Raw genomic sequence first — 18209 nt, 5'->3', positions numbered from 1 at the left:
ATGAAAAACCGAACAACTGAAAATAATAGCAATCAATCTGTTATGAGAAGATTGAAGTTTAACCTTTCTTATACCACAGCTTTAGCAGCAATTTCCCTGACAATATTTGCAAGCTGTGAAAAATATGTTGACATCAAAACGCAGGGGCAACTGACTCCGGGTACGATTGAAAATTATCGTTATCTGCTGAACAATACAAATGCATTTGAAGCTGCACCTTCCATTTCTGATATGGCAGCTGATGACCTGGAAATTATAGATGGTAGTGCACAGCAGAAAGGTCTGGTGAGTAGCGATTATTATGGCTACTATAGCCGGGCTTATCAATGGTCAGATGTGATCTATCCAATTGAAAATATGTACCATAAAGATGATGCATGGGGTGCGCTGTACAATACGATTGCCTATGCAAATACAGTGATCAACGAGGTTCCGTCGGTGACGGATGGAAGTGATCTGGAAAAGGCGGAATTGATGGCCGAAGCCAAAATTCATCGCGCCGCCGCTTATCTGATGCTGGTCAATACCTATGCCAAGCCCTACCAACAGGCAACAGCAGGCACTGATCTGGGGGTTCCACTGTTGCTGTCCCCGTCGACAGAGCAACCTTTGGTAAGGGTGTCTGTGCAGACGGTCTATGATGCCATTCTAAAGGATATTCAGGAGGCCACTCCATTGTTGCCAAATGAGCAGCAATATACGACGCTGCCCAGCAAGGCCGCCGCATATGGATTGCTGGCACGTACTTATCTCTACATGAGCAGCTATAGCGAGGCTGCTGCGGCGGCAGATCAGGCCCTGGCGCTAAACAGTACATTGATTGATTTGACTGCTTTGGATCAGCTGACGGCCTCCAATTACCCCAAAAGAGTATTTAATCAGGAGATTCTGCTATCAAAGGTACCTGTAAATGGCGTATCCGCTTATACCCCAACGGCCTTTCGTTTGAGCAGCGACCTGATCAAACTATTTGGAGAACATGACCAACGCTATAATTTATTTACCGTAAATGGTGACATTATTTCGTCTTGGGATGTATACGAAGGCCGATATTACTACCTGGATTACGTCATGAACGAAGGCCGAAATGTTGGGCCCACCGTCCCTGAAATGCTATTGATTAAAGCGGAGAGCGAAGCGCGAAACAATAAACCCGCAGCGGCAATGGCCTTAGTCAACCAGCTTCGGGCCAGGCGAATCCTTTCGAAGGGAACCGTCAATTTATCGGCTAGCGACGCCAATGATGCCTTGCTTAAAGTCGTTGCGGAGCGCCGCCGGGAATTTATGTTCCGCATGCTGAGATGGTGGGATATGCGCCGCTTGAAAGATGATGCATTATTCCAAAAGACATATACGCGTACATTTGCCGGTAAAACAGTTTCCCTTGCGCCAAATAGCAATCGCTATGTGTTTCCAATAGCACAGTATGAGATTAATTTAAGTCCAGAAATTGTTCAAAATCCATAAAAAATTAAACAAACTATTCATATGAAAACAAAACAATCATTGGGAGCAATGTTGGGTACAGCATTTCTTGGTGTCGCTGCCTCTGTACAAGCACAAACGCCTAATTTTAAAGTGATTCCCGAATTGCCAAAAGAACGTGATACCATACAATTTGTATATGACGCCCGTAAGACAAACCTGAAAGATGCGCAGTCCATTTCGGGTACCCTGACGGGATACCAGGATTTTCGTTGGGTGCAGAATACCTTAAAGTTTACCAAAAAAGATTCCATTTGGACGGCGAGTTATATTGTTCCGGAGAAGATGGCGCTGGTCAATTTTGCGTTTCAGGCAGATACGCTTTATGATCGGGGGGGCGATCTAACCTATTCTTATTTGATTTCTGGAAAAGACGGGAAACAGGTCTCGGGTGGTATGATCGGATGGGGTATGTTACGCACACCGGATATCGTTCCGGGGACTCCTTTCATAGTGGATAAATCCGCCTATAAAACCGATGAGATATTGATCATGTGGGCCAAATATGAGTTGCAAGGACATCCTGAAAATAGATTTAAAGTATTATATCCTGTCGCCAATGCCTTGAAGCATATCAATACAGCTGAATCGCTGTCAAAACTCCAAAATGAGCTGAATGCCCTGCAGTCCATGCCTAATGTGAAAGAAGAGGATTTATTGCAGGTATTTAGGGTATATAAAGAGGTGCTGAACGATACGGTGAAAACAAATGAGCTGGAACAAAAGATCCGTCTACAATATCCGCAGGGACAATATGTCAAGGATCAGCAACGATTGGCAGATTTTAATCTTATTCAAAAAGCAAAAACGGATGACGAGCGATTGAAAGCCGCAATGGACTTTGTGGATAAGCACCCTTATCGTGAATCGGAAGTTGCCTTTAACGAGGCACATCGGATCAGTCATATCAGTGCTTATTGGACGATTTCTGTCTATACCAGTATGAAGAATGATTTTGAAATGTATAAAAAATATGTGTCAAAAGCTGAACCTTACATGTCTTTGGCAAATGTCATCTACAGGAGTATTTCCGTTCCTTACATTTCACAGAACTCAAAAACAGCCAAAGAAATTTTGCCCTATACCCGCGTTGTACTGGATCGCTTGAATTATTATAAGGATAATTTTCAGGGTGACGAGTATAGCCGGCTATATTATGCTAATGCCGCTTTGTTTGCCAAAATATTGGCAGATAATGCACTTTTTGATGAGGCATTTGTATATGCTACTGCTGCTAAAAGTGAGAAAGGCTTTGAAGATGCTAGCTTAAATGACACATTCACGCGTATATTAAAAGCACAGGGTAAGAAAAAGGAATTGAAAGAAAGCCTCGAAGCTAGTTATCGGGTCAATCAGAGCTCGCCGTATATGTTGGATTTAATGAAAGAGATCTACATTGCCGAAAAAGGAAATGATAAGGGATATACCGATTATCTGTCCGGTCTTAAGGATGCCAACCTTCAGGGCGAATTAAAGAATAAGGTTCTTCAGCAATTGGTCAATAAAAATGCACCGGCATTTCAATTAAAAGATCAATTTGGAAATACAGTGACATTAGAACAGCAAAAGGGAAAGATCGTTATTCTTGATTTTTGGGCCTCTTGGTGCGCACCTTGCAAGGCCGCTTTTCCAGGAATGAAAATAGCTGTCGAACACTTTAAAAATGACCCCAATGTTGTCTTTTATTTTGTAGATACACAAGAAAAGCGCCCGGACGCAAAGGAATATGTTGCTAATTACGTAAAAGAAAATAATTATCCATTCACCGTCTTGCTCGATACAGAAAGCAGTGTGTCAAAAAGTTTTGGCGTAGGCGCAATCCCGCATAAAATAGTTGTCGATAAAAACGGCAAAATTCGATTCTCTGAAGTGGGGTATATGGGAAGCGCTTCGGAGCTATCCGATGAAATTATTGAAATGGTCAGTGTGTTAAAATCAGGAAAATAAAAGAATAAACAATTTATAAGGATGAAAATGAACAAAATTGCGATTGCGTTAACTTCGGTTTTTTTATTTGCTGTGGGGCAGCTATCTGCGCAAAATATTAAAAGCAAAGATGTTGTTTTTAAATCAAAAGCAGACAGTATTACCATAGGGGCGACTATTTCGTCGCCGGAAAAGGCCGGTAAATACCCCGCAATAATTATTGCTTCGGGGACAGGGGCGCAGGATCGCGATGGGACCATGGGCGGTACCAAGATGTTTGCGCGTATTGCCAATTATCTGACGCCAAAAGGATATATTGTCCTGCGGATGGATGACCGTGGTGTAGGTAAAACCACGGGCGAATACCGCTATGCAACGACAGCGGATTTTGCACTGGATGTATTGGGCGCGGTGGAATTTTTGAAAGCCGAAAAGAATGTAGACCTCAATCATATCGGTCTGCTAGGACATAGCGAAGGGGGAGCAGTTATTTCTATAGCGGCTTCCAAAAGTAAAGATGTGACATTTTTAGTGAGTCTGGCTGGCCTGGCTTCAAATGGTCTGGAGTCGCTATTTGTGCAAAATGAAAATTTGGTCAATAACTCCCCCTTACCAGAAGTCGACAAAAAAAGGTCCAATGAAATCAATCGCCTGATGTTTGCGACTGCTTTTCAATATGCTACCTCTGATAGTCTGGAAAGTAAGTTAAATGCTGTATACAACTACTGGAAGCAAAAAGATGATAGCTATTTTAAGACACTCGGTATTGAATTTGATCACTTCCGTTTTCCGATCTGGTCTTATGTGCAATATGCGATCGGCCCCTGGTACCGTTATTTTGTAAAATATGAGCCGCAGCTTTTTTTAGGTAACGTGGATGTACCGATCTTGGCGATCAATGGGAGTAAAGACGTTTTCGTAGATCCGGTAAATTTAGATTATTGGAAGCAATATAGCCGATCGGGGCAGCTGGGAAAGGTAACGACGCTACTATTGCCAAATGTAAACCATTTGTTGCAGCCTTGTAAGGAATGTACGCCATCAGAATATAGCAAACTTGGTGACATACCCGACAGTACATTGGATTCAATTGTAAAATGGCTGGGTCAAACGGTTAAATAATCATGCAGAAGGTTATTTTTATTATATTCTTCTTGGGTGCGCTAGGAAATAGTGTCTCGGCTCAACAGGTGGACAATATCAAATCGCTCGATAGAATTATTGAATCCATCAACAAGAAAGATGCGGATGCACTGCTTTCAATGATGGCTGATACTGCAAAGATCGGTAATCTTCCCAAGCTGAATAATACTATTGCGGTGCCGGATATACTGAAAAAATTTTCGGCGATTAATACGTTTAAAGTTATCCATCGAAATCAACAGGATAATGGCGATGAATTGATTCAAGTAGAAGTCACTTATCACGATGGAAAACCGGGGAAGCCTACTTTTTTGTTCAATAAACAGGGGCAGATCGTTAATCTGGGCATTATTAAGGGAAGATTGAAAGGTGATCCTGAAAAAGCATTGTCCGACGCCCTGACTCGTTCGCGGTTGCCTGATACATTAAGCATTCCGTTTCGATTGGTGAATGGTCTGATCTACATCGAATCGACACTGAACGGCGCTAAGGGCTGCTTCCAGTTCGATAGCGGTGCGCCGGTAATTATCTTGCGGAAGAAATTTGTGGATGCGGATAAGATTAGGCCGGATGTATCTGTCGATTTCTTTGGTGTTGGCGGGCAAATGGACGGTGTCGTCTGGTCGGCGGACAATAGTTTGGCAATCGGAGCACTAGTGCTGGACAATTTTGAAGCTCCGGTTTCGAATATGGCTGACATGGCTCTCGAAGACGGTACGCCAATTTTTGGATTACTTGGAATAGGTTTGCTCAAGGATTATCAGTTTACTTTGGATTATGCCCAGCAGTTATTACTGCTGGAGCGGATAGACAATAGCGGTGAGCTACTCGCGAAGGAAATTCTGAAAGGTAAATTAATGGGGCGTTTTCCGTTGCGGATGAAGAGACATATTCCAATAGTGGATATCGCGTTTGGAACAAAAACATACCCAATGGGGATAGATTGTGGGGCAAATGCCAACGTGTTGAAGAAATCGCTTGAAACAACACTGAAACCCTTTATTGATTACGAAGAGGGCGAGGTGGACATCAATGGTGTAAATGGTACCAGCAAAGGAAACCGTATCGCTTATCTGATGCGGGGAAAATTGGGCGGACTTCCCTTGCAGGATATGTACACGGTGATCACAGATCAATCTATTGGTGGAGGCATTGGCCATGATGCGCTGCCCATTGATGGGCTGTTGGGTACCCCATTTTTAAATCAGTACAAAATGACGCTAAATTTTAAGAAAAATACAATCAGTTTTTATTGATGCCATAAAAAAGCGAAAAGGGGCTCTTTTCCCTAATAGAAAGCATCTTTTTAACTTTTAAAATACCTGAAGCGCAGGTAACTTTACGTGTATATTATAAGGACAGCGAAGAGGGACGTCATCCGGCAGGAGGATTGTCCCTTTTCTTTTGTCCGTTATTTTCCTTTCAGATTTATCCGATTTAAGTCATAATGATGGTATACGTCTTTTTACCAACTTGATGGATCTTCCTGTCTTTCGAGGCGAAAACGTGGATTTTATATTTGTACGCATAAAAAATTAAGGAAAATATATGAATTTAAAGAGCAGTCTAAATACTGTTGTAGGTTTAGGAATACTCGTCAGTGTTTTTTCGTGTCAGAGCAAAGGAACGCCGGCAGCAAACCCTTCAGCCCTGGAAGTATCGGTACATCAGGTTCAACTTGGAAACGGAATTTCCAAAAATACATACTCGGCCTCTATTGAAGGGATCACAAATGTAGAAGTGAGGCCGCAGACATCGGGTTATTTAAGTAAGATCTTTGTCGATGAAGGTGCCTATGTACATGCAGGACAGGCGCTCTTTAAAATTGATGATCGACCTTTTGTAGAACAATACAAAACTGCCAAGGCGGCTGTACATGTCGCGGAAGCAAATTTGAAAAATCTTAAAATTGATCTCGACCGTAAGGTCGAGCTTGTGGACAATAAAATTGTATCTGACCTACAGGTCACCCAGGCCAAAGCTTCGTATGAAGCATCGCTTGCGAGCCTCGAACAGGCCCGGGCAACAATGAATGCGGCTAAAATAAACGTTGACTTTTGCCTGGTAAAAGCTCCGGTATCGGGTTATATCGGCCGTATTCCTTATCGCTTGGGAAGTCTGGTAAATGCCGCTTCGGTAGAACCGCTGACCTTGCTGACGGATATCAATCAGGTGTATGCTTATTTCAGCATGAGTGAGGCTGATTTTGTGAATTTTCAGGATAAAAAAAGTAGCTCATCGGCCAGAGATTCGGTAGACCTGATCTTATCGAATGGAAAAAAATATACACAAAAAGGTGTCATTGATGCGGTGACGGGACAGTTTGATAAAAATACGGGATCGATATCGATTCGGGCGCGTTTTGCCAATCCAAATAGGCAGTTGCGTGCCGGGAATACGGGCCGGATCGAGATGACTGCAGCGCTGGACGATGTCCTGCTTGTTCCGATAAAAGCGACATTGGCTGTGCAGGATAAAATTTATACTTATAAACTGGATAAAGACAATAAGGCTGAACAGGTGGAACTGCAGATCGCGGGAAAAACCACCGAAGAGTATTATGTCAAGTCCGGATTGCAGGCCGGTGACCGTGTGATCACAGGTGGCCTGGGGTTTGTGCGGCCAGGTGCTGTCGTAAAACCTAAAAAGTAAGTTATATCTATCGGCGCAGCACAATTTGCTGGGTCTTATTTATCAAAATATTATGCTGAAAAAAATAATAAAACGGCCGGTACTCGCGACCGTTATATCAATACTATTGGTTATTTTGGGCGTGGTGGCGATGACCTCCTTGCCGATCACCAAATTCCCCGAAATCGCGCCGCCTACGGTGACGGTGATGGCGACATATCCCGGAGCGAGTGCAGAGGTTATCTCAAAATCGGTAGCCCCGCCGTTGGAAAATGCGATCAATGGGGTAGAAAATATGGACTACCTGACGTCAACGGCTAGTAATGACGGAAGTTTGATGGTCAGCGTTGTCTTTAAGCTCGGTACAGATCCGGATCAGGCTGCGGTAAACGTGCAGAATAGGGTCTCCCAGGCCACGAGCATGTTACCAGCTGAGGTCAATCAAATTGGTGTGACGACCATGAAGCGGCAGAATAGTATGGTGGCCATGGTGACCTTGTATGCCGATAAAAAGGGGATTGATGAGCTCTTTTTGGAGAATTATGCCAAAATCAATATTGTTCCCGAGTTAAAACGTATCACCGGTGTGGGGGATGCACAGGTATTTGGCAACAAGGATTATTCGATGCGTATATGGCTGGATCCGCAACGCATGGCTGCTTATGATATCAGCCCCGAAGAGATTACAGCAGCCATACAGGCACAAAATAAGGAGGCAGCTCCGGGCAAGTTTGGCGAAAGCTCCAAGGAGGCGATCGAATACACCATTCGCTATCAGGGAAAGTATACCGAACCCGAACAGTATGAGCATATTATTCTGCGGGCCAATAACAACGGTTCGTCTTTATTGCTCAAAGATGTTGCCCGGGTGGAATTTGGCTCTTATACCAATACCGTGACCACGAGTTTTGACAACAAGCCTGCGGTCATGGTTGCTTTGTATCAGACCGCAGGATCGAATGCAAATGCGGTGGAAATTGCGATGAATGAGCGTCTGAAAGAATTATCAGCGTCGTTTCCTCCTGGATTAAAATATAAAGTTCCGTATAGTTCAAAAGAGTCCTTGGATCAATCGATAAAGCAGGTGTTGAGCACACTCCTGGAAGCATTCATCCTGGTATTTATTGTGGTATTTATCTTCCTGCAGGATTTTCGGTCAACCTTGATACCAGCTATTGCAGTACCGGTGTCTATTGTCGGAACCTTTTTCTTTATGCAGGTATTTGGCTTTTCGATCAATTTATTGACCTTATTTGCGCTGGTGCTCGCCATCGGTATTGTGGTGGATGATGCCATTGTGGTGGTTGAGGCTGTACATGCCAAAATGGAGAAGAAGAAGCTGAATGCTCGTTCGGCAACGATGTCTGCCATGAGTGAGATCACTGGCGCCATCATTTCGATTACTTTGGTCATGTCTGCCGTCTTTATACCTGTCGCTTTTATGGATGGTCCTACCGGGGTATTCTACCAGCAGTTTGCATTGACATTGGCCATGGCGATCTTGATATCAGCAATCAATGCATTGACATTAAGTCCGGCGCTCTGTGCAATTCTGCTAAAATCTCACGACCATCACCAGGATGTAAAGGTTTCTTTCAAACAGCGTTTCTTTGCTGGATTCAATGCCGGATTTGATAAGTTGACCAATCGTTATGCCAAGTCCATTATCTTTTTGATCAAAAAGAAATTAGTAGCTTTCGCCGGTCTGATACTCTTTATTGGTCTTTTTGTCTATGCCTTTCGGTCAACGCCAACGGGTTTTATTCCGGATGAAGACCAGAGTTTCTTGATGGTATTGGCAAATGACCCTCCGGGAGCTTCCCTGGACCGGACAAGCAAACACCTTAAGCAAGCTGAAAACTTGTTGAAGGATCATCCTGCAATCGAAAGTATCATCAATATATCAGGGCTCAATATGATGAGTTTCAGTACGTCTTCATCTGCCGGAGCGATCATGCTGCGCCTGAAGCCCTTGAAGGAGCGGGGGGAAGTACGGGATATCAATCAATTGATCGGCCAGTTTCAAGGGATATTAGCCCAACAGGATGAAACGACATTTTTAGTGGCCGGGATGCCTACTGTGCCTGGATTTGGAAACACCTCGGGGCTTGAAGTCGTTTTACAGGATCGTAATTCGGGTACTTTACAAGCTTTTAATGACGTATCGAATTCATTTGTGGGCAGTCTGATGCAGCGCCCAGAAATAGCTTTTGCGTTCACAACCTTTAATGCCTCTTTTCCGCAGTATGAGATGAAAGTGAATGAAGGGCTGGCAAAACAGCTCAGCCTCAATGTGAGCGATGTATTGGCGGCGATGCAAGCCTACTACGGCAGCATGCAGGCCTCTGATTTTAATCGTTTTGGGAAATATTATCGGGTGGTACTACAATCCGAACCTGGATTCCGGGCTGATCCAAAGTCGATCGAGACCATTAGCATCAAGAACAAATTGGGACAGATGGTGCCTTTGAAGAGTGTGGTTGATTTAAAGCCGGTGTCAGGGCCTGAAAATGTGGAACACTTTAACCTTTTCAATGCCATTAATCTCACCATCATGACAGCCCCGGGCTATAGCACAGGACAGGCCATGGCGGCAATTGAAGAGGTGGGTAAATCTTCCCTGCCGCAGGGATATACCGTCGATTGGAAGGGAATGGCACGCGAGGAGCGGGGAGCTTCGGGACAGACGGCGGCAATCTTTGGACTATGTATCGTATTTGTGTATTTCTTGTTATCAGCGCAATATGAAAGTTATATTTTACCGTTTGCCGTACTGTTGGCAATTCCTGTGGGGTTACTAGGGGTATTCTGGGGAATATCCATCGGTGGGCTTTCCAACAACATCTATGTACAGGTGGCCTTGGTCATGCTGATCGGGCTATTGGCCAAGAATGCAATTTTGATCGTGGAATTTGCCTTGCAAAGGCGCAAAGCCGGAAAGCCATTGGCAGCAGCGGCTATTGAGGGTGCAAAAGCGCGTTTGCGGCCTATCCTGATGACTTCCCTTGCATTTATAGCGGGCTTGATCCCACTCTTGACGGCGATAGGGCCTTCAGCTATCGGTAACCATTCGATCGGATATGCGGCGGTCTTCGGAATGTTGGCCGGAACAGTACTCGGGGTCTTTTTTACACCGATCCTATTTGTCGTGTTCCAATATGTACAGGAACGGGTAAGCGGTAAAGCGATTGATCCAAAAGATTGGGAATATGAAGAACAGCTGTTGCAGGAACAGCATTAAGAAAGTTCAGAAATTAGTAAGAATATGATAATGAGATCAAAAAATATTTTTTCGTGGGGACTAGCGTTGGGTCTATTGACCATGATCGGATGCCAAACGAATAAAGAAATTCCAAAGTTGCAAAAGGAACAGCTGCCAACTGAATTTTTAAATAGGAGCGCGTCCTTAGCGACTGATACAAGTGCGAACTTTGCGGAGCTTTCCTACCGCGATTTCTTTAGCGACGAACAGTTGGTTGCCTTGATCGACAGCGGCTTGCAGCGTAATAATAATATGCTTGTTGCAGTCAAACAAATTGAATCTGCTCAAGAAACATTGAAACAGATGAAGTGGGGCTATCTTCCGACGGCCGACCTGTCTATCGGCGCTGCTTCCATCAACAGACCATCCAACAATAGTATGAATGGTATGATGGCCAGTCAGTTTATGGGTAAATCGTATATGGAAGACTATTCCTCCACACTGTCAATATCCTGGGAGGCGGATATCTGGGGTAAGATCAAAAATCAGAAGGCGGGAGCATTAGCGGCGTACTTGTCACAAAAGGAAGCCGCTAATGCGGTGCGAACAGGATTGATCGCGGGCATAGCCCAAAGCTATTATAACCTGTTATTGTTCGATCAGCAAAAGATCATTAGCCAGCAGAACTTGGCCATTATAGATAGTACATTACACATCACCAAAGTGCAGCAGCGTCTTGGGTTGAGCAATTCGCTGGCGGTGCAACAAATGGAAAATAGCCGCGACAATTTGCTGAAATCTATCCGTATCATAGCAGAAAATACGGCTATTCAGGAAAATGCACTGTCTGCGCTGGTGGGAAAATTACCGGCTTTGCAAACGGGCAGGGGAAGCCTGCTGGCGCTGAAAGAACGCACGGTATTCGGTACTGGCGTGCCGGCGGCAATGTTGAGCAGAAGGCCGGATATCAAGGCAGCTGAATATGCTTTCTTACAGACGGTATCGGATGTTAAGGTCAGTCGGGCCAATATGTATCCTGCGCTACGGATCACGGCACAAGGCGGATTAAACTCGTTTACGTCAAGCAATTGGTTCAATATTCCCGGATCTTTGTTTGGGATGGTATCTGGATCATTGACACAGCCTTTGCTGCAAGGAAGACGGCTGAAAACTGCACTCAACCAAGCTGTCATCCGCTCCGAACAGGCCGAACTACAGTTTAAAGAAGCGGTGCTGCAGGCAGCAAGTGAAGTGTCTACCACGATGGAACAAATTGCTTCCCTTCAAGATCAACAACGCTATAATGACCAATTGGTCGAACGTAATCGACAGCTGATCCAACAGGCAAAAATTTTATTTAAGAATGATATGGCAACCTACCTGGAGGTGCTCGCAGCGCAGCAGAGCAAACTGCAGGCGGAGCTCGATCAGATGCAGGTGAAAAGCAAAATGTTATATGCAGAGGTAGCACTTTATAAAGCGCTGGGTGGGGGGCTGAACTAACAAGGCCCTCCAAAATCAGTGGATTTTAACACTATAATTATGGTTGCAACGAAAGATTTTATACTACGGGCCATCGAGGATTCGAAACCGGTATTTCTGAATCAGGGCTTTCAAAAAGCGAAAGTAGTGGATATTTTGACGTCGACAAAAATCTCCAAAGCAAAATTCTTTCGGTATTTTGGAGGTATGATAGGTATCATGGAACTGACAATCTACCATGAGCTATCGCAGTGCTATCGTTTGATTGCGCTGAAAATTCAACATACAAAAAATAGGGAAGAACTGTTGGGAAATATCATTGCGATGCGAAAAAAACTTGTTGCCGGAAATCCCATCCTGAAACAATATTTTGCAACAAAAGACTTTTTTTCCACACGTTTGGAGCCGTTGAAGAAAGCAATCAAACAAAATGAAGGTGACTTGTTGCAGGGCTTTTTGGAAAAATATTTTTTTTCTGAGCCGGACATCACGTATTTTAAGTATTGTATCACGAAAGACAGCTGAGATGGTCAAAGAAATAACAAAGCTCTCGTTTAAAGATTATCTATCGGAAAAAGCGATGGATAACAGGTTTTATCAAGGTCTGATTATGTATCGGTCCACAAAAGCCGAAATTCAGCATTATTTATGCCGTCGGCCCATCCGCATTGATCATTTGGGCATATGTTTGATACGGAAAGGAAGATTAAAATTATCACTTAATTTTGTCGATCATATACTTGAAGCTGACACCATATATTTTTTGTCGCCCATGGTCGTTATGCAGGTGATGGAGAGTTCGGACGATATCGAGATGTACACGCTGTTTACGGAGTTTGATTTTTTTCAAAAAATAGGACTTCCTGTTTATAAAGTCTATTCCATGGAGAAATTGGGGCATGAGAATGACACGATCCTTCACCTTGATAAAAGTGATTCAAACCGTTTTTATGAATATTTGATGAATTTAGAATATCAGAATACGGCGCCGCAGGAGGCGCTATTCCGCCTGGAAATCATCAAAATGACGCTGATGCTACTTTTCTATGAGATCAGCGCAAAGGTGAGTAACAACCTAGAGCGGACACGCGCCGGATTTGAGCGCAAAAATAGGATGGTGATGGAGTTTTTGAACCTGGCATCCCTTCATTTTAAAACCAATCGGTCGGTACAGTATTATGCCGACCGGTTGTTTATCTCGAGAAAACATCTGACCCGTATTGTGAAAGATGTAACTGGCTTTGGCCCAAAGGCCATCCTCGAGGAAATTGTGATTTCTGAGGCCGTTATTTTAATGAATGTATCCAGTATGTCGGTAAAGGATGTGATGCAGGAACTTAATTTTTCGGATTTTGGTACATTTAGCAAGTTTTTTAAAGGCCATCTTGGGCAATCCCCCTTGGTATACCGCAGTCACAAAAATGAATAACTTATGGGTACAGTTGGGAATCATCAGATTTAATATTAGCACTGAAGTTATTTTGTTTTTCTAAGTATCAGCGTGCTGGTAGAAGATGGAATTTCGTAACGATTGAGTTTATCTTTCTTGATCCCTTCAATTTCATACCCACTTTCCGGATTGACGTTTAGTAAAAAATTAGGCACCATAGCCGATTGACTTGTATTAAAATTTAACACCACACTTTTATCCGTTTGATTGTATGTCAGTGTTTCGATTTCTCCGGCATCAGTCGTCAGCCATAAATTTTCTTTTGCCAAGAAAATGCGGCCTTTGGAAGCTGTTTTTATGGCCACTTCGATGTTGTTTTTAGCTACTTTGAGATTTCCGCTGAATGCCAGCCAGCCAAATTCGGGATGTTCCAGGATATAAGTGCCTGAATTGACAGCATAACCATAAAACCCGGTCCCGTAATCACCCGATATACCATCGTTAGCTAATGTCGAAGGATAGGAGTGGAATGCTGCAGGACCAAAGCCATCTATGGTGACATTGGCCAATGCGCCCATCATACCGGCATGGCCTACACGAAGGAGGTAAAAATCATCCGGATGGTCCCGGTATTCGGTTAATACCGGGATCGCATTTAAAGCTGAACCATAATGATGAAGCTGACGTTCGATTCGGGATAATTTACCGCCATAGACAAAATCCCAGTAGCGACGGGCACTACCGTTGTATCCCCAATGCGGCACGGTAGGCATATATGCTAGGATGGCATTTAAGGTAACCCGGGTTTTGTCGTCAAAACCAAAATAGCGAGACCATAAGTAGACTTCTTCCTGACCGGTTGAATCCCAGGGCATTTCACTCCCGAATGGATAATCAAGGCTTTTCCAGTGTTCGGCGCGTTTACGCATCACAGCTTCCAATTGATTAGCTTGATCTGTGAAACCCTCACGACGCAGATCCTGGAGGACAAGCAAAAATATGCTGCCTTCCATCTGTCCGAACTGTGCATAATAAGGTGCTTTTTCGATCATCGCCATGCTGGTTTGAAAAGCACGGTCTAAATAGATATCCCAGCTTTCTTCTTGTATCAGATTGCGGTAGTTGCGAGCGAGTCGATACATGACCCAATGTGCTGCCGCAACATGGGGATAATTGTAGGAGCGTCCGATGTTATCGGCTTCTTTTTTAGGCCATGCCGACCAGGTCTTCCAGTTGATATCCGTTCGGTAGGTGCCTGCTGGCATAGTATCCGGTTCGTAGTAAAATAAGCTCTTGACCACCCCATATTTTTGACTGCCTTCCCTGTGCTGGATATGACCATACATCGTTTCATTGACAAAACGTTTTAATTTGCTGATCTCAGCAAGATTGGGTTGTAAGACCTGTTTCATGATAGCTGCCAGCCAACTTGCTGCTCCGGCTTCATCGCTCAGACCGGCATACCAGGCGCGCTGTTCTTGGGTAACGAGTTTTTTTTCTTCGTAATCGTAGGTGATAACAGATGGTGACCGGCCAAAAAGATCTTTGTCATTCTCGTACCACTGTGCGGTTGTCAGGAAATTTCCAAGATCATTGACCACATCTCTTTCGGCTTTGATGACTTTATACTGAATCGTTTGTTCGATACCATCCTGATAGGTAATGGTCAATCTCGCCCGGCCCCATTGCTGTCCCTTTATCTCATACTGATGCCATTTGTGCGGAGTGTCTTTCAGCTTGGAAACGGTTAAAGCACCTTCAGGGTAAACAGCTATATTTTTTATTGCTTTGTGGTATTTGACAAATAGTTTGACCGGATTATCCAAAGGAACAACATAGCCCGGAGCTCCGATCGCTACGGGTCTGTCGTTTTTTAAAAGCGTGCTTTCAATTTCTCTTATACTCGGTGCCAGTACAAATCTGAGGGCAACTATTTTGGACTCATTGGGTTTTAATAGGGTTGAAGTCGCCATGTTCCATTGTTCTACTCCCTTCCACTCGGTTTCGGCAAGTGCCTTGCTGTGGATCATCCATTCATGAAAACCTTCGAACGTGATACTTTTTGGTGTCGGGTCACTATTCAGGGGATTGTATGCTTCGAATCCAGCATTGATATAGGGCAAGACTAATAGGCTCGGTCCGTTTCCATGTAAATGGTTGACTTGCATATAACCTGCATCTTTACCGATATAGGGATCGAAAAAAACATTTTGTGCATGTGCTTGATTCAGGTTTTTCCAATCCATATTGTTGTTGAATGGAAGGGGTATTCCCAATGATCCGATTTCAATTGCCTGACCGGTAGGATTTGTTAGCTGAAATTTTAGGATCAGATCGCCCCCAGCATTCTCCCAGCTGCGCTTGACTTTTAGGGGAATGTCGCCTAATGTCGGCGTGATGTCCGCGGCAGCTAAGATCGTTTTGGAAGGGGACAATTCGATTACCTTCTTGCGGTCTTTGGCCGAAGAATAATACGACCAATGCGTTTCTCCCTGACGTTTAAGACCGACGTTGATGTCGCCGATATGAAAGAAATTGTTGCGGTCCCGTTTTGCTAACATTTCCACAGGCGTATAGTCGAAAGCAGCGTCACCATTTAGTGGCTGAAAGGCTGATAAAGTCTGTGAGTTATTGAGCACCTTTATTTTTAATTTAGCTAAAGCAAAGCTTTTGGATCCCTGATCGATACCCAGAGTCGCAGGCTGGCTTTTGGTAGCTTTCCATACGGGGTGCTCATCCTGCTGGCTGAATACAGGATTGGTCTGCTGGACACAAAATAAAGTAATTAGGATGTAGTAACTATTCTTTAAATTCATATTGTCAGGTTTATAAATTTATTGTTCTGTATGGATCGGAAAGTAAACTGGTACAAATTTGATTTATTGAGCGCTCTTTTAATTGCCAGATTTTAACCTAATACAGTACGTTTTTGATATTTCCACTGAACGAGTTGTTTTGTAAACATCTAAATGTTAAATTTAGTGTATAAATGACGTTTATTAAAAATCATTTTAACCTTAAACGATTCTAATTTATGAAACCAATTCAATACCAAGTACCTATTCCCAAAGATAGGACCGTTTTTATTCAGGAGGATTTGTTGGATAAGTTTTATCCTTATATGCATCGTCACGAGGAGTACCAGTTAATTTGGATCAAGGAGGGGACGGGACAGCTATTGGTCGATGATAATGTACATCATTTTGAACGCGGCGATATTTTCCTTTTAGGCTCTAACCAGGCGCATGTTTTTAAAAATGATTTTATGGACGGATTTGTTCAGTCTGTTTCTGTCTTTTTTAATTTAAAAGGAACATTGTCCGGGATCTTGAATTTGCCTGAATTAAGTATGCTGCTGGATTTTATTGATAAAAATGGACGCGGCTTTAAAGTTCCTAAAACACATCTGCCACAAGTCAGCAGGAGAATAGAGGCGCTCAAAAATTCGGATAGTCTAGGTCAGCTTGTTAGTTTTTTTTATCTGTTAAAGTCATTAAATCGACTTTCATTGAATCTTAAGCCCCTTTCGGGGGTTACTGCCGCTGATTTTGTCACAGGTGGTTCGTTTCGAATTGCGACCTTATGTGATTTTCTCGAAAATAATTACAAGGAGAATATCGGTCTCAATGAGATCGCCGAAAAGGCTAATTTGACTCCGCAGGCCTTCTGTCGTTATTTCAAGAAAAGTACGGGCAAAACGTTCATTTCTTATTTGAATGAATTGCGGGTAAGAGAGGCCTGCCGTTTACTTGGCGGAAAAGACTACGACTGCATTTCGATCGTTGCTTATAACGCCGGTTTCAATAGTGTTACCAATTTCAACCGCGTTTTTCGAAGTATCTTAGGAATCTCACCCAAAATGTATGTTGCTAATTATAGGAATTTACTTTACGGGTAGGTCTAAATGTTAATATCCAATAAGTAATTATTAAAACTCGGTTAGTATACTTCTTTTATAGTTGGTTTCTTTGATAAAAGAAAATATTTAAACTAATTAAGTAAAAACCAACTATGGCTGAATTAAATTGGAAGGGTGTTTACCCAGCAGTACTGACTCCCTTTAAAGAGAATGGTGAGATTGACTTTGACATGTTTGCTAAGAATACGGAAGCACAGATCAAAGCAGGGGTGCATGGTATTATCATCGCGGGATCATTGGGTGATGCCGCCGTACTTGATACCGATGAAAAGTTTGAACTATTGACTTTCGCACGTCAGCTAATTGCAGGTCGGATCCCGGTGATACTGAATATTGCAGAAAATACAACTAAAAATGCGGTTAATTTTGCCATTAAAGCAAAAGAACTGGGTGCGGATGGTTTAATGTTATTGCCTCCAATGCGTTATCGGGCCGACGACCGTGAAGTGGTCACTTATTTTAAAGCAGTAGCGCATGCGACGGACTTGCCCATTTTGATTTACAACAATCCAGTGGATTATTCGGTTTTTGTGTCAACGGATATGTTCGATGAACTGAAAGACTGTCCCACGATTGTTGCGGTGAAAGAGTCCACGCGCGATCTGACAAATATCACCCGGATGAAAAACAAATTTGGCGATAGATTTCATATTTTAGGTGGGGTGGATACAATCTCACTGGAATCCTTGGTCGTTGGAGCCGATGGCTGGGTTTTTGGTTTGGTCGATGCATTTCCGAATGAAACTGTTGCCATGTATAATCATGCGGTAAATGGTGATTATGAGAAGGCATTGGAAATCTACCGCTGGTTTATGCCGTTATTGGAACTGGATATTCATCCAAAGCTTATTCAATATATTAAGTTGGCTGCAACGGCAGAAGGAATAAGCACGCCGCATTTACGTGCCCCTAGACTACCATTGGTGGGTGAAGAGGCTGAACGGATCAATCAGGTTATTGCTGACGGGATTGCCAGTCGTCCTCAGTTAAATTAAGAGCTGCAGATTAAACAGAAATAAGATACTGTAGGC

Annotated in this window: 12 protein-coding genes; 11 read left to right on the top strand and 1 reads right to left on the bottom strand. The window is 43.4% G+C overall.

The genetic code is table 11. The features are described from left to right. The 9 genes from DCO56_RS04610 to DCO56_RS04570 all read left to right on the top strand — a co-directional run bounded on the left by DCO56_RS04610 (position 1) and on the right by DCO56_RS04570 (position 13298). On the top strand, positions 1-1467 hold the full coding sequence (locus DCO56_RS04610; protein WP_245935776.1) for a RagB/SusD family nutrient uptake outer membrane protein: 1467 nt from the start codon (positions 1-3) through the stop codon (positions 1465-1467). Between the two features lie 21 nt (positions 1468-1488). Beyond that, positions 1489-3432, top strand: a complete 1944-nt coding sequence (locus DCO56_RS04605; protein WP_108632532.1) for a TlpA family protein disulfide reductase — start codon at positions 1489-1491, stop codon at positions 3430-3432. Between the two features lie 21 nt (positions 3433-3453). Further along, the gene (locus tag DCO56_RS04600; protein ID WP_108632531.1) at positions 3454-4533 is read left to right on the top strand and encodes an alpha/beta hydrolase family protein; all 1080 of its coding nucleotides are present in this window, start codon (positions 3454-3456) and stop codon (positions 4531-4533) included. 2 nt (positions 4534-4535) lie between these two features. Next, positions 4536-5810 (top strand): aspartyl protease family protein, encoded by a 1275-nt coding sequence (locus DCO56_RS04595; protein WP_108632530.1) that lies wholly within the window; start codon positions 4536-4538, stop codon positions 5808-5810. Between the two features lie 292 nt (positions 5811-6102). Further along, entirely contained in the window at positions 6103-7206 is a 1104-nt protein-coding gene (locus DCO56_RS04590) for an efflux RND transporter periplasmic adaptor subunit (protein ID WP_108632529.1), read from the top strand. Between the two features lie 52 nt (positions 7207-7258). Then, positions 7259-10426 carry an efflux RND transporter permease subunit gene (locus DCO56_RS04585; RefSeq protein WP_108632528.1) on the top strand — a complete coding sequence of 1056 codons (3168 nt, stop codon included), beginning with the start codon at positions 7259-7261 and terminating at the stop codon, positions 10424-10426. A 30-nt stretch (positions 10427-10456) separates the two neighbouring features. Beyond that, the gene (locus DCO56_RS04580; RefSeq protein WP_108632527.1) at positions 10457-11890 is read left to right on the top strand and encodes an efflux transporter outer membrane subunit; all 1434 of its coding nucleotides are present in this window, start codon (positions 10457-10459) and stop codon (positions 11888-11890) included. Positions 11891-11929: 39 nt separating this feature from the next. Beyond that, on the top strand, positions 11930-12394 hold the full coding sequence (locus DCO56_RS04575; RefSeq protein ID WP_108632526.1) for a hypothetical protein: 465 nt from the start codon (positions 11930-11932) through the stop codon (positions 12392-12394). A 1-nt stretch (position 12395) separates the two neighbouring features. Beyond that, positions 12396-13298: an AraC family transcriptional regulator gene (locus DCO56_RS04570; RefSeq protein WP_181390450.1), complete on the top strand. Its 903-nt coding sequence runs from the start codon at positions 12396-12398 to the stop codon at positions 13296-13298. A 47-nt stretch (positions 13299-13345) separates the two neighbouring features. Here DCO56_RS04570 and DCO56_RS04565 read toward each other — a convergent pair whose 3' ends face one another. Continuing rightward, the gene (locus DCO56_RS04565; protein ID WP_108632524.1) at positions 13346-16075 is read right to left on the bottom strand and encodes a DUF5695 domain-containing protein; all 2730 of its coding nucleotides are present in this window, start codon (positions 16073-16075) and stop codon (positions 13346-13348) included. Between the two features lie 218 nt (positions 16076-16293). Between DCO56_RS04565 and DCO56_RS04560 the strand changes: the two genes are divergently transcribed. Then, positions 16294-17157 carry an AraC family transcriptional regulator gene (locus tag DCO56_RS04560; protein ID WP_108632523.1) on the top strand — a complete coding sequence of 288 codons (864 nt, stop codon included), beginning with the start codon at positions 16294-16296 and terminating at the stop codon, positions 17155-17157. Positions 17158-17270: 113 nt separating this feature from the next. Next, positions 17271-18173 carry a dihydrodipicolinate synthase family protein gene (locus tag DCO56_RS04555; protein WP_108632522.1) on the top strand — a complete coding sequence of 301 codons (903 nt, stop codon included), beginning with the start codon at positions 17271-17273 and terminating at the stop codon, positions 18171-18173. Positions 18174-18209 lie beyond the last annotated feature (36 nt).

It is taken from the genome of Sphingobacterium athyrii, assembly GCF_003071065.1.
GTDB lineage: Bacteria > Bacteroidota > Bacteroidia > Sphingobacteriales > Sphingobacteriaceae > Sphingobacterium > Sphingobacterium athyrii.
This window is presented reverse-complemented; position numbering and strand designations above follow the sequence as displayed.

Coding starts and splice junctions, on each gene's coding strand:
- DCO56_RS04610 (WP_245935776.1), top strand. CDS start 1: ATGAAAAACCGAACAACTGAAAATAATAGCAATCAATCTGTTATGAGA.
- DCO56_RS04605 (WP_108632532.1), top strand. CDS start 1,489: ATGAAAACAAAACAATCATTGGGAGCAATGTTGGGTACAGCATTTCTT.
- DCO56_RS04600 (WP_108632531.1), top strand. CDS start 3,454: ATGAAAATGAACAAAATTGCGATTGCGTTAACTTCGGTTTTTTTATTT.
- DCO56_RS04595 (WP_108632530.1), top strand. CDS start 4,536: ATGCAGAAGGTTATTTTTATTATATTCTTCTTGGGTGCGCTAGGAAAT.
- DCO56_RS04590 (WP_108632529.1), top strand. CDS start 6,103: ATGAATTTAAAGAGCAGTCTAAATACTGTTGTAGGTTTAGGAATACTC.
- DCO56_RS04585 (WP_108632528.1), top strand. CDS start 7,259: ATGCTGAAAAAAATAATAAAACGGCCGGTACTCGCGACCGTTATATCA.
- DCO56_RS04580 (WP_108632527.1), top strand. CDS start 10,457: ATGAGATCAAAAAATATTTTTTCGTGGGGACTAGCGTTGGGTCTATTG.
- DCO56_RS04575 (WP_108632526.1), top strand. CDS start 11,930: ATGGTTGCAACGAAAGATTTTATACTACGGGCCATCGAGGATTCGAAA.
- DCO56_RS04570 (WP_181390450.1), top strand. CDS start 12,396: ATGGTCAAAGAAATAACAAAGCTCTCGTTTAAAGATTATCTATCGGAA.
- DCO56_RS04565 (WP_108632524.1), bottom strand. CDS start 16,075: ATGAATTTAAAGAATAGTTACTACATCCTAATTACTTTATTTTGTGTC.
- DCO56_RS04560 (WP_108632523.1), top strand. CDS start 16,294: ATGAAACCAATTCAATACCAAGTACCTATTCCCAAAGATAGGACCGTT.
- DCO56_RS04555 (WP_108632522.1), top strand. CDS start 17,271: ATGGCTGAATTAAATTGGAAGGGTGTTTACCCAGCAGTACTGACTCCC.